Origin of the sequence: Chitinophaga sp. YR627 (assembly GCF_900114995.1) — a bacterium.
Lineage (GTDB): Bacteria > Bacteroidota > Bacteroidia > Chitinophagales > Chitinophagaceae > Chitinophaga.
Genome location: NZ_FOUX01000001.1, coordinates 1,245,082 through 1,259,651, shown reverse-complemented (window position 1 = coordinate 1,259,651; position 14,570 = coordinate 1,245,082). Strand labels below are relative to the sequence as shown.

At 46.3% G+C, this 14,570-nt stretch carries 4 protein-coding genes; all 4 read right to left on the bottom strand.

Going from position 1 to position 14,570, the window contains the following annotated elements:
• Window positions 1–4: 4 nt before the first annotated feature.
• Window positions 5–3,232 (bottom strand): SusC/RagA family TonB-linked outer membrane protein, encoded by a 3,228-nt coding sequence (locus tag BMZ72_RS04540; RefSeq protein ID WP_089805673.1) that lies wholly within the window; start codon window positions 3,230–3,232, stop codon window positions 5–7.
• A gap of 1,684 nt (window positions 3,233–4,916) precedes the next feature.
• Window positions 4,917–7,556 (bottom strand): Kelch repeat-containing protein, encoded by a 2,640-nt coding sequence (locus tag BMZ72_RS04530; protein WP_177222673.1) that lies wholly within the window; start codon window positions 7,554–7,556, stop codon window positions 4,917–4,919.
• A gap of 98 nt (window positions 7,557–7,654) precedes the next feature.
• Window positions 7,655–11,146 (bottom strand): T9SS type B sorting domain-containing protein, encoded by a 3,492-nt coding sequence (locus tag BMZ72_RS04525; RefSeq protein ID WP_089805666.1) that lies wholly within the window; start codon window positions 11,144–11,146, stop codon window positions 7,655–7,657.
• A gap of 270 nt (window positions 11,147–11,416) precedes the next feature.
• Window positions 11,417–14,449 (bottom strand): T9SS type A sorting domain-containing protein, encoded by a 3,033-nt coding sequence (locus BMZ72_RS04520; protein WP_089805664.1) that lies wholly within the window; start codon window positions 14,447–14,449, stop codon window positions 11,417–11,419.
• Window positions 14,450–14,570 lie beyond the last annotated feature (121 nt).

Sequence of the window (14,570 nt, the reverse complement as noted above, 5' to 3'; positions counted from 1 at the left end):
CAGTTTAGAAAGTAATGCTGGCTCCTACGCTGAACGTTCTGTTCATAGGATATTTATAGCCGCCCTGGGAATAGTTCCAGTCTGCCCCGCTGGCAACAGTACCCGGATGCTCAGGATCACTGTTTTTCAATCCGGTAATAGTGGCCAGATTATAACTGTTGATGTAAGCACGCAGATTGGTGATACCTACATGGCTCAGCAGTCTCTTCGGAATTGTATAGCCAAATTCCAGGCTTTTGATCCTCATATAGCTGGCATCCTGTACTGCTTTTGTACCTTCTGCAGATGGTGATCCCATAGCAGGATATTTACCTGGTATCCATACAGTATTAGGATCAAACACATCTGCTCCCGGATCGGCGGTATGCCATCTGTCGAGGAATGGTGTCAGCGCACTACGACCATACATCAGCGGTTCCGCCATCTGTTCGGCATACTGTACATAGAAGTCTGTAGCGCCCTGCAGCAGCATATTGAAATCAAATCCTTTCCAGGCAGCGCCGATCGTCATACCGAAATTCACCAATGGAATATCTCTTGTAGCAATAGGTGATTCATCCTTTCCATCGATCACGCCGTCGTTGTTCCAGTCGATGTAGTAATAGTCGCCCGGTACAATACCCTGGTTACCACCGCCTGCATTAACGGAATGATTGTAGATCTGATCGTAGGAAGTAAATTGTCCGCCGTACTGTTTACCCCACCAGATGTTCGTATAGCGATCTGCCTGTGAGTTCTTCCAGTTCTCATAAGAGTTACCGGCTTTGGTTTGCTGTACCGTGCGCATCATTCTACGTGTAGACGCCACATTCGCAGTGATATTATAACTGAAATCGCCCAGTGTATTACGATGTGTCAGCACGATCTCATAACCTCTGGTTCTATCGCTGTTCAGGTTTTCCTGTGGCAGGTTAGTACCTACAGTACCTGGCAGTGTTGTTGTTCTGGTAGCCAGTAAACCCGATCTGTTACGGATGAAATAATCAACCGAACCACCCAGTAATCCTTTCAGCAGATCAAACTCCACACCCAGGTTCAGCGTTTTCGCCGTATACCAGGTCAGATTAGGATTCACCACTCCCCTGGAGACCATCCCGTTTACGTAATTACCTCCAAAGAAGTATCCCGGTGATGGATAGTTATATCCTGATATGTACTGGAAGCCCGTAGCGCTGTCATCCCCTGTTTTACCATAGGAAGCGCGGAGTTTCAGGTTATTCAGGAAGGTCGGCGAAAGGATCGACTGTATGAAATGCTCTTCACTCAGTCTCCATCCTACGGATACCGCTGGGAAGAAGCCCCATTGTGCGCCCGGTTTGAACTTACTGGACCCACCATACCGGAAACTGAAATCGAACAAATATTTGCTTTTGAAATCGTAATTCAGTTTGCCGACCAGCCCTTTATTCACCGTCTCCCATAATCCATTCCCATCCATACTACCCAGTTGATTGGTCTGGTCACCGGCAAACAGGTAAGGCAGCCCCAGCGAGAACTCTCTTTGTGCATAGAAGTTGTCAGCCGTAGCATGATTCTCCTCATACAATAACAGCCCTGTTACGTTATGTTTAGCGGCGAACTGACGGGTATAATTCAGCGACAACTGATACAGCGAAGCGGTATTGTTGCCGTAGGTACGATTTACTGTAGAAGGCGAATTCACCAGTGTAGGAATGTATTTATCATTCTGCCGGTCGTACTCATACAGGTTATACGACTTTCTGACCATGGTATTGTCCACGATATTAAAACCGTAGTTATACATACCACGGGCCATCAGTCCCTGGATACCTGGTATATCATATTCCAGTGCCAGTTGTCCCTGGAAGTTCTTATTCTTAAAGGCCTGTGAACCTACAATATCCGAATTCGTCATCACTACCGGATTGGCATTGTCGGGCTCCAGGTGCGGATACAGCGGATTACCATTTGCATAGATCTGATCTGTCGGCAGCTGATTCCAGGTATACTTGAACATTTCCCATACACCTCTGCCTCCCGGCTGGTTCTTGGTATCAGTATAACCGGATAACAGCAACTGTGCACGCATCCTGTCATTGATCTTTGCGTTGATATTAGAGCGGAAGTTCCAGCGGTCGTAATTCATATCATTTGTGCGAAACAGACCATCCTGGTTGAAATATCCCAGGTTGAAGAAGTAGTTTGCCCTGTCGTTACCACCATTTACGCTCAGCGTATGCTGCGTTTCAGGTGCAAATTCCCGCATTGTTTCACCTACCCAATCTGACGACTTTAATGTTCCGTTTTTGTACAGCTCCATATCTGCATCTGAGAAAGACGGCGGCATCTGGTTATAGAAGTTATTCCCGAAATCACGCTTCTGCTTTTCATTCTTCAGCATCATATACTGCAGGGCATCCACGCCCTGCGGCACATTCAGGAACTGCTGCCAGCTCTGATTCACGGAATACGTGATATCAAACTTGCCATTCGGGTTACGGGAACCTTTCTTACTGGTCACCACAATGACCCCATTCGCTGCCTGTACCCCATAAATTGCTGCCGAGGCATCCTTCAGGATAGAAATACTCTCTATCTCATTCGGGTCCATTCTCGACAGATCGCTACCACTCCTGGGCACTCCGTCAATAACGACCAGCGGGTTTCCCATCCCCCTGATGTCAAAAACGTTGTCATACGCTCCAGGTTCGCTACTTTTCTGCACTACCCTGAGTCCGGGCAGTTTACCCGTCATCATATTGATGACGTTCTCATTTTTAGTCGTGACAAGCTCACTGGCTTTGATCACAGATACGGCCCCTGTTACGGTTGCTTTCTTTTGGGTACTGTAACCCGTAACAATCACCTGGTTCAGGCCTGCGGTCGTTGCCGGCAGGCGTATCAGCAGTGCGCCGGCACCTGTATATGGCACTCTGATCTCCCGGTAACCGACCAGGCGGACATACAATGTATGTGTCTGTCCTTCGGGTGCTTTGACGGAGAAGCGTCCGTCTTTTCCTGAAATAGTTCCCGACTGCGTTCCGGCAATACCGATAGTCACCCCCTCCAGTACACTTCCGCTGGCGGAGTCAATGACCTGTCCGCTGATCGTTTTTGTCAATGCTGCCCCTTCGTTGTCTCGTTTTTGTGCTGTGGTTTGTCCCGGTCGGGATAAAATAATGGCGCCGATGAATAATAGCTGAAAGAACAGGAAATTTCCGCCCTTGCTTTTCATAACATGGACGCATGCGTCATACGTGGATCTTTTCATATTTGCGGCTTTGCTTTTGTCCTTTTAACAAGGAGGTCTGTAGAATTTTGGTTTCATAACTGGATTAAAGAGTTTTATGCTGATTCACTCATGACATAGATTCTTCTATTGGCGATCAAGGTGTAAGAAACTATCCGGGAGGTTAAAAAAGGTTTAACAAAAGGGTTAATGAGGGGGTTAATAGCCAACTTTTTTTCAGATTTGTGAAAATTTCGTGACGGTTTAAGCGTGTGGAATACGTTTTATCGGATTTTTGATGTGTCAATTATGGTTTTTGGGGATGATGCAGCGCTGATACTGCGGGTATTTGTCGTTTAATCTTGCATACCCGGATGGTAGTTCTGAATAGCTGGATATTGGGGATAGTAATGCTTTCCTGGATTGAGTAGATTGACTTTTGATTATTTGAAGGTGAGAGTGATTATATGGTGAGTGATGTTGGGTTGGGTGAATGGGTACTGGATAGATTGGTGTTGAGTAGACCAAAGGTGAATGATTTGGAGGGAGATTGATGTGGGGGCACTGCGTTCGGTTTCAGGAGGGACCCGGGCTGTGTTCTTTGAAGCGTTCGTACGATGGGGCGGTTTGGGGCGTATTTGGCAGTGGGGAATGATTAAGCGCGGGGAGGTCGGTCAGCTTGCTTCAAACAACGAAGGCCCTTGGTCTCCTCCTGAAACCTGCCGCTGAACGGTTCTGTCTCTTAAGTTGGTAGGTTAAGCAATTTGAGCCGGATTATCCCTGGTTTCATTACCTGGGCTAGTAATTACTGTGCCTTGGTATTATTCTCTGCAAAGTGAGTGCGGTAGCTTTCAGTATCTTTGGCAGATCTTGTCTAAGACTCTTTGAGCCAGTCCAGTTCTGCCAAATTGCGCTCATTCCTTGTTCAAAATCAGGCCATTAAACGTCTTTTTTAAATACTTGCCTCAATCAATTAACGTAGCTGTCTTGAATGGTTCCGTTTCACTAGTTACACTCTAACAAATTGATAATGTACAACTAGCGAATGCTTGCCTCAGTCAATCAAATAAGCATTCACAGAAATAAAGACTTTTTTATTACTACGCCTCCCATCTCTCTTGCCAGCTCCATATGTGGATGGTTAGACTATAGTCATGCAACGTTAATGTTCCGTTTTTCAATGAAAGATCATCGAATGATGACTACAGAATAACCGTTAAGAGCCAATTCATAACATACCTCCCCAGGTTAATTGTAAGCCTCCAAACAGCGGCGGTTTCAGGTGGGAGACGCTGGCCTTAGCTATCTGAAGTATGCCAAAGCCTTGCACAAAAGTTCAATAGCAAAAAAATCACCACCTCCCCCCCAAACGCTAAATACATAAAAACTTCAGAGAGCATCAGCCAGTGGCCCTACCTGAAACCAGAGCAGTACCACCAGGACGATTACCAACAACAGCCAGAAACCAGTGCTGAAGTCCAAGACCAATATGCTAAAAATAAGCCCCTAGGAAGCGGCGGTTTCAGGTGGGAGACGCTGGCCTTAGCTATCTGAAGTATGCCAAAGCCTTGCACAAAAGTTCAATAGCAAAAAAATCACCACCTACCCCCCAAACGCTAAATACATAAAAACTTCAGAGAGCATCAGCCAGTGGCCCTACCTGAAACCAAAGCAGTACCACCAGGAGCATTACCAAGAACAGCCAATAAGACAACAAGAAAGGCAATTATGCCTTAATCACGTCATTGAAGGACTTATAAAACTCCTCGCCATAAATATCCCGATAGTCCTTAACGAACTTCTCATAAGTATTATTAGCCAGAGAATATCGCCGCAACAAAACAAGACTCCTACACTTAAACTCCAGCGCCTCCTCATTCAGACGGTCAAAGAAGAAGATCGCATTCGCTACTCTGATGACAAACTCAGGATCTTCAGACTCCTGTTTAAGATAACCCAGACTCATGTCAATCACCGCATTACTCACCTCAGCCTTCACATCATCCAACCAGTCATACTCCGTCTTGGCAAGAAAAGCGCCTGATTCGATCACCTTCAGCAGGGATGTTATCAAAGGACGGTCAACAACAGTATGTGCCTTTGTAAGATGGACAAACTGGTCATAATCAAGGGAGAATTGTCCTTCATTGAACTGAAACTGCCAATAAACGGACTTCTTGTTAATCATACAGTTGCCAATCTTCTCAAGAATACTTTTCAGCTTCGCCAGGTTAACAGAGCGATTATTTTTAGCGTCCTTGGCCGATTTACCATTCCAGAGGATCTCTGTCAACTCATCCGAAGTAATACCCTGACCAGTTCTGACCGTATAGATCAGGATGAGTAAAAGCAATTCCTTCATCAGCGGGGTGAACAGACCAGTCAGCTCCGTACCATCTTCACTAAATGCCTGAAACGGACCAAACAGACGAATAGCTGAACGGGCAGGCATAGCAGATTGTAATGGAAGAGCGACAGGTTCTTCAGTTGCAGGAGCGGCTGCTACTAACGGAAGCTCGGGTGCTTCTTCGATAACCAAAACTTGCTCGGGAATTGTTTCGATCAGGTCAGTATCAGCAATCTCCTCAGGAACAGGAATAAACGGAGCTGTCTCAGGGGAATGACTCACTTGTACCGGAAGAATACGCCGTTTAGCCCGTCTTCTACTGTATAACCACAAGACAAGTACGCTGGTGAACAAAAACAGTCCTATGAATAAGAGCCATTTATACAGGAAGCTTTTTTGAGGAAGAGCAGTCAATGTTGCTACCTCCGGATCGAGCGGCGGGAAGTCGATCGTATAGACCTTCACGCTGGTTTCGCGATGATGTAATTCCTGGTCGGCATAGAGGAGCGTGACTGCCACCAGTTTACCCGCCCCAGGTGCATAGTACAGGTCTGCAAAAGACTGTACATCGTAAAAGGAATACGGAATCGGCGTACCCGTCAGTTTATAGACGGGCTTATCCAATGAACCCTGGATCAGCTGTAATTTCGAATTAAAACTGTCTTTAGGGAATACGAGTCCGTAGTATTGACGTCTTTTGGCATCAATAACCAGACTGTTAGCAAATGTGAACCTGCCATAAACAGAATCCAGGTTAAAACGCTTTGTGAATGTTTTAGAACGGATATCAAAGGCAAAAAGGTCGTAATAACCACCAGGGTCCAGCATCTGATCGCCGGTCATGCTACCGTAACCACCCACGATGAAGGCAGTGTCTCCGCTGATGTTGAGGCCCAGACCTGCCAGGTAACGGGGAGGAAAGAAATTACCGCTGACTGACAACGTATCCCATTTACCGGTACGCAGCTGATAACGTTGCACCTGGTTTTTATACTTCAGCTGACCATATCCCCCAATAATATATAACGCAGTATCCAGCGGAGAAATAAACTTATTGGCATGCCAGTATTCAGTCAGGATGGTATCAGGGAAAGTCTTGTTCCATTGTGAGGAAGCAGGATCATAAGTAGCCAGCTTCCGGTGATCGATGTAGAAATTATAGAAGCGGTTGGTCAACGTATCATAAATACCCTGACAACCGATCAGGATGTTTTCCTGTTTAGCACTCTTTGCAGTACGGGGATGCTGATTCTGCCGCAGATCATAGGTCACGATGGAGTCAGTACCGGCAATCAGCAATTGTTCATTTCTGCTGTCAAAGCCGGTTACCGCATTACCATTCAACTGAAAGGAACTGGCTATTTTCCAGTACTGATGCCCCGGCTTCAGCCAGACACCATTCTTGACCCTGGCAGGCTCACGGGCACTGATGTCATAACAGAGGGTATCGGAGACTTCTTCCAGCGGCCAGTGATTATGCAGACGTTCATTATTGAAAATCCGGATATCCTTGAGACGCATAGGTGGGATATCGCGGGTATGAAAGCGCTCATCGTCATTGGCGCCATAGAGAAAACGAAAACAATTGCCTTTAAAGGCGAAGGCAGTACTTCCTGTCTGACGGTCATTGAGGGAAAGCGATATCAGCTGTTTGTTGAGGTCCAGCGTGATAGCGAGTTTATTCCAGTCATTGTACAGCCTGTAAGCGTCTGCCGCAAAAGAGATGTTAAAGAATTTTTGTCCGGAAATGACCCGGAAAAGAGATGCCCGCTGATCATAGATCAGGTCAATATTCTGGTTCTCGTTAACAATACGGAGGATGTAACCAAAATAAATATGATTATAGGAAACAAAGTTCAGATCAAACTCCAGCCTTACTACGCCTGATAAACATATGGGCCTGCCGCTACCAATTTCAAAGGAAGTCCTTTTCTCGGCAACTGCTTCATGTCCGTTGAATGCCAGCCCATAGGATAAATAAGATTGCGCCCGTCCTATAGTACTAAAAATGAGTAACAAAAATATAGTAAGGAAAGATCGATACATACTTAAACAAAAAAACAATATTAAGTTGTATTGACCAATCCCCGGACGCATTTTTTTATTTGGTCCACCGCCTAGTAGACCACCAGAACGGCTCCTTTCTCCTGTACGGGCTGCCCCAGAATATCAATTCCCTGCAACAACCATACATAAGCGCCGGTATCTACCTTTTTGCCACGGAAGGTACCATCCCATCCTGTACTCACATCTTTTGCGGTAAATACACAGTTACCCCAGCGGTCCATTACAGTGAATAGACTATAAGAAGCCACTCCTATCCCTTTGGGTCTGAATATATCATTATGTCCGTCGCCATTGGGTGAGAAAGCGGTAGGTGCGTATACTTTTACGGCGTCGATGATATCGACTTTAAAGTAGGTCGTCGGACTTATACACTCTCCAAACTGATAGTTAATCCCAAAGGTGGTACTACCCGTGATATCTGTAACACTGAATTCTCCTGTTGTATTTGTTTCAGACCATTCTGTGCCCGGACGGAACAGGTTATAGTTTCCCTGGTGCAGGTTGGTCACTTTGATATCGGCCGTCATGCCTTTCATGATCACGACGTCTTTTACCGTGGGCGCCAGCAACAGGATGTCCACTGCATTTACAGTGAGCGGATCACTATACACGATACAACCATAGGCGTCTGTTACACGCAGTGTATAGTCATATCCTCCTGGTAATGACTGTGCCTGTAAGGTGGTAGAAATAACCGTGCTATCGGGGTTAAGCCATGCATAGGACAGCGGTTCTTTACCATTTACCCCCAGACCGGCAATTGCACCGGACGTCATGCTACAAACGTCATCGATGATGGACAGATATGTCGCATCTATACGCGGCAGATTAGGAGTTTTCAGGATAATAGTAGCTACCAGCTGCTCACATTGTTCAATGTCTTTTACATACAATCTGTAAATACCATCGCCTGCATTGGTCAGGTCTTTCACGGTGCTTACCTCCATGTCATTCATGTTCAGCCAACGATAACTGGCGGGCGTCCCACCTGCCAGGATCATACCTGTAACACTCCCATTATTCAGGTTACATACGGGATTCTGTGTATTTAACTGTGAAACCGTGATCAGATCAGGTTCATGCTGTGGTACATCAAAATCAGTGGTGAGGGCACAACCGTAGGCATTGGTGATCTCAAGGCGATAATTGCCAGGGGCCAGATTTGTCAGATTAAGACCGGTACCGATCACGGTGCCGCTGTTATCCATCCAGCGGGTTGTTTCTGCATTGGTAGCCTGTAAGCCGGTGATACTACCATCACTGACCGTACAGGATGCTTCTCCTATGATAGCGGTGCTACGATCGATCAGGATCTCTCCCGGTGCAGTGATCACAAATGGTTGTGAAGGGCCTGCGGCCGGACAACCAGATTGATCGGAAAAAGCAAGTGTATAGGTACCGGCAGGAATGTTTGTCAACTGTGCGGTACTGCCTACGGTTTGTCCGGTAGCATCAGTCCAGGTATAGGTGATGGTACCAGTACCGTTTACGACTAATCCGGTGATGCTGCCTGTCGGCTGACTACAAACCGCGTTCTGTAACTGCACGGTGCTCAGGTCGAGCACCGGTGCATTTACAGCTCTTATTTCAAAAGGTCCGCCGGTTGCAGTGCAACCGTTAATCGTGTCTGTAATGGTGATATAATAGTTGCCAGGGGCAAGGTTATTGACAGTAGGACCAGCGCCAGCACTCACTGCCGGCGTATTGGCATTGTACCAGTTGTATTGGAGGTTGATACCCTGAAACTGGATACCGGTGATGCTGCCGTTGTTAACGCCACATCTTGCCGGAGTGATCGTCATGGCAGCCGTCTGGATCACCGGACTCATATCTTTCACCTCAAAGAAGGGTGAATACTCAATACACTCCGGTTTGTTACATCCTGCACCATACATCACCAGACGGTATTTACCTGCGGGTACGTTCAGCAACGAAGTATCTGTACCCACTGTATTCCCGTTTTCATCTTCCCAATGAAAGGGTGTTGCATTGTATAATATCTTATTGATAATGCGTCCTGTACTCTCGCCACAGGCAGTATGTACGATGTTGTCCGTAATATCCTCACTCCATACCGGATTGCTGTAATCCGATGTGGCGCCGGTAGCATCAGTGGCAGAGAAGATCACGCCATCACGACCTTTCAATGCGTAGGTCCATTTACCATCTGCTCCGGCGAAAAATGTTTCAATATAATTACGGCCATCACACTTACGTCCGTTACCACATCTGTAAGGTATAAAGGCCTCCATTTTAGCATTTGGCGTAGCCACCCCTGTGATGGTGGTCGCATTGCAGGTCAGCACACGTACAAAAGGCTTTGCTTTCCCATCTGCCGGATTCCAGTTCAGCAACTGGATACTATTGGCAGGTCCCGTTACAATAGACGTATTATTGTTACAGAACATTTCATTCTGGGAGATGGTCGCCTGATAGGTAGAAACAACTACCACCGGTACATCATAACAACCGGCAATGATATTTTTGTCAGATAGTGTGCCACCGATTACGCCCTTCATACAATCCGTCAGGCGTATGCCGGAAGAACGTTGTCCGAGTACGGCTGTACCGGTAATCTCCGTCCCTATCTTATTACGCTGCACCCTGAAGGTCCCATTGCGTAAACCAAACAATCCAAGGCCATACACACTCTGTCCTGCAATGAGGTTATCAGCCACCGTCACGATCCCGTTCGTAGGACCATAAATAGCGATATAATCGTCTCTGAAAAGATAGGATGCGGTAGCAGCAGTGCCGCTGACATCAGTCCCTATCTTGTTAAAAGTAGCTACGACGTCCCCAGCATCTGCAGAAAGAGAAACACCATAGGTGGTACCCACGACTATATTTCCAAGACCAGCCCAGCTGCCCCCAAACGTTACGCCGTTCAGGTGTGTAACCAGTACGGGCTGATAACACGAGTTTGCGTCAACCGGAATTACACCATCCTCCCGCATACCGATGATATTATTCTGTATGGTCAGGTTACTGATAGTTTTGGGGTCTGTATTAGGCGCTACGCCATAGATCCCAAACTTATAACCATAAATAACATTGCCTTTACCATTCCCACCGATAATAATATTTGAACAGGTACCACTGATCTGAATACCATAACTTTCACCTGCTACGCCGGCGGTTGCGATCACCAATCCGTAGATCTCTACATCTGAAGCATTATCTATTCTCAGTCCATAAAATGTTGACTGGTCATTATTACGCAACAGCTGCACCCTGGCAGTACTGACACCATATACCGTAGATGCCTGTGTAGATGCATCTACCACAATGTTACTGCTCAGTGCCGGCAGATCGCTGTTAATGACAATGACAGGCCTTAACGGCGAGGTCACCGAAATATTAAAATAGATATAATCTTTCTCAGTTGTACCGTTGCTGTTAGCTTTGGTAATTGCATCTCTTAGTGATCCGGGGCCGCTGTCTGCCTGCGTAGTGACAGTAAATATGGCTGCGCTGGCAGAGGAAAAAACACAAAAGAAAGATATGGTAATAAGCAGGAGTTTAACACCTGTAGGTTTCATATTTTATCAGTATTCGGGATATTCTGGCAGTTTGATTTATGCTGCCGGGCTGAAAAATACACATATTTATCAAGAATATAATATAAATCGGACATTAATTATACACATTCCTGCCGCCAGACGGGCATTTCCGGACACAAGGACTTAAATATCATATGCTTGAGCAAACAGGAAATTTTGGCAGAAAATATTGGTCAACGTACTTCTTTAAACAAAATAGCCGGATACAGAAGTATCCGGCCTGCTTTAACCACAGCGGGATGAAATAAACTATTCCACCACCAGCTTCTTTGTGTCAATCTTTATATCAGAGATTGTCTTTACGAAATAGATACCTGGTACGAGATTGTCCGTAGCCAGCTGGATACGCTGCTCCCCTGCCGGGATCTGCTGACGTACCGTCTTCACCAGTACACCGTTTGCATTGTAGATGGCTATCAATACATTGGATGCTGTAGGCAAACTGTAATACAACGTAGCCTGTTCCCTGGCCGGATTTGGATAGATCCGCAGACCAGCCTTCGTCCCTTTCACTTCTGTTGCAGCAGCGGCCACATATGCCTGTCTTGCTGCAGATGTAGTACCCCATCTGAAGGTTTCCCATCCACCAATAGCAGTACGGTTCCAGTTCATAGGCTGTGTACCGTTTTCAGAACACAGATACAGGCCTTTCAGACTTTGCAACGCTACTGTATTGCTACTCAGGTTAATCCAGTTAAAACGGGTCGTGCTGTCCAGGGTCGTACCTGTACAGAATACCGGATTAGTTGCTTTTACATACAGTCCATTATTACCTTTCAGTGCAACCGTATTGTTGCCTGCGTCTACTACTTCAAACTTCTCCCATGGACCCAATCCTGTACGGTTACAATTCATCGCCTGTGTACCATTCTCAGAACATACCAGCAAGGTATCATGATACAGATAGATAATGCTGCCTACCGGTGCAGGTGAAGGATTCGTTACGGTTGTATCCTGTGCATCTTCAATGATAATATCATCAAAATAAGCCGTAAAAGTACCTGTCTGGGAAGCGTTATCATAAGCGATACTGATACCGGTGATCTCATCTCCGATCAGTTCTCCCTTCCCTATCTGGCAGGTAAATTTCGACCAGCTGCCTACTGTACCTCTTGCCACATTCGGATGCATTACACTACCGTTATTGTCTTTATAAGCACTGAGGTTACGCAGTACCTTACCTGATTTAAAAGTCAGGTCTACTGAAGTATTACGTCCCTGATTGTTAACGGTATATTTCCAGAAACTCAACTGCATATTGGCTTTTACCGCAACTTTGGTTTCGGCGATCTTATAATAATAGCTGGAAGTGCCATTCGCAGTACCATTGATCTTTACGGTGTATACGCCGCTTTTAGAAAACGCGGGCGTATTCTCAATTGCTACGCTGGTATTGCTTACACCGGCTGATGACAGCAACGCATTCTTATAAAAACAGGCATCGATCGGCGAGATGATATTCTGCGGCACCTCATTGATGATACAGTTCGCCACCCTGCTTTCAAAGCTGTTCCTGTAATAAATCGGACCCAGTGAATAAGGGATCGGCACATCCGCAGGCGTAGTTGTACTGGTCAGTAAACGGGCTGCCTGTCCTGCCAGTCGCAGATAAAAATCAGACGAGGTCCATATTCCATCCATCGACAAAGTACCAAAGTACTGGTCAGTAGGAATATCGAAATAATCGACTGCCGAACTGATAATATTAGTGGATTCCTCAAACTCATCCAGCATAGCGAAATACATGGATTTTACGCCAACACTTTTAATGTTACGGGCCTGCTTCCAGAGGAACTTGCCTCCCAGTCTGCGGGTGTCATTAGGATAACCATGTACATGTTGTGACCAGGCACTTCCCGGGAATATCACAGGATAGAAACCCATACCATTCTGATCGCAATACTGCTTGTCAGGGATCAGAGATTCCGTGCGGAAATTATCTGCACCGGTCGTATCATTATACACGCCAACTGTCCAGGGCGAGATCATGTTGTAAGCCTTGTAAACATCTTCAAAATCAGCACGGGATCCGCCATTACGTAAACGCCAGTCCCTGGGTACACCTGCGATCACATAACAACCCCGGTCTTTAAAGAACTGTGCCAGCTCCAGCGCCTGTAGTCTGTCAACCAGGATCGTGGAATATCCCAGTCCCCATAACTCAACTACCGGTTTACCATTTACGGTTGCATAAGCACCTGATTTCGTCAGTTCATAGATCTGCTCCATCTGGTACACCCAGTCGCGCTTAATACCCTCTACAAGATCAATTGAGTTGACTTCTCCATTGTTCTGATCGGGCATACAATACATCACGTAAAACAATCTGCCGTTTGCTTCGCAGGCATTTTTGATATTAACGTAGTAATCGTCTGTTGAAGTATATTTTATGTTTCTGCCTACCGGTGCATTCCGTTGGATCGCAACACCGTCAAATCCTGTTCTTTGCAGTAATGCCATCTGCACATCGATCACTCCTTTATCTGTAGAATTATACAGCTTTGCAGGCTTGCCATTTCCAAGATTGGCAAAATTAGTGGCGTACATGGGAATGTTAGGATTGTTCTCATAATCGGCCAGGTTCGGGAACGTTTCCGTATTATGATTTCCTCTGCCTGCGGCAGGTACTTTGTCGTAGGCCCAGTGACTCCAGTCCTCCGGTTTCGGACCCGCTTCATGCCATAACTGATAACCGGCAAAAGATTTACCCACGAATTCGGAGCCCGGATTGTTTGGTCTGGCAGGAATAGGTTCTGCGGAGGGGTTCAGCGAACCTACATACATGGTAATGTCTTTGATATAGGTATCTTCTGATCCATAGCCCAGCCGGATATCACCGCCATAGCCCATGCTACCATCGAGTCCTGCATCTTCCAGGAATACCAGACGGGTGATCCATTTACCGGTATTGGATTTCTTAAAATCGGCGCCGCCCCAGTTGCTGCCGGCACGGGTGTAATTCAGCCACACGAAGTTCATGCTGTTATCATAATAAGTAATGGACAGGATGACTTTTTTTGCGGTAGAGGGAACAGCAGTGCGGTCAGCACGGACGTACATAAATTTTCCGGCAGGGATCTTTCTGCAGGGCACACCATCGATCGTTGCGATCTCTGTGTAACCTTCACCTGCGGCATTTGTTTCGATGCCCAGTGTCAGGCTGCCGGATTGTATAGGATTTGTGTATCTGATCCACGCGGATGCTGCCGGCAGGGTAATGTTACCTGCATGTAGTATGCACGCCGATAGCAGGCATGCAAATAGTAATAGAGAGTGTTTCATATATAGTTTTTAAGTGGGAAAAGACGGCAGTCATATTGAGTTGACGGGTTTCATAGCAGCAATGGCTGACTGTCAACGATACGGGTCGAGGGCACAGGTTTTCATTTCAGGTTTTTAAAAA

Excerpts from the sequence above, each read along its gene's own strand:
- BMZ72_RS04540 (WP_089805673.1), bottom strand. The coding sequence starts at position 3,232 with ATGAAAAGATCCACGTATGACGCATGCGTCCATGTTATGAAAAGCAAG.
- BMZ72_RS04525 (WP_089805666.1), bottom strand. The coding sequence starts at position 11,146 with ATGAAACCTACAGGTGTTAAACTCCTGCTTATTACCATATCTTTCTTT.
- BMZ72_RS04520 (WP_089805664.1), bottom strand. The coding sequence starts at position 14,449 with ATGAAACACTCTCTATTACTATTTGCATGCCTGCTATCGGCGTGCATA.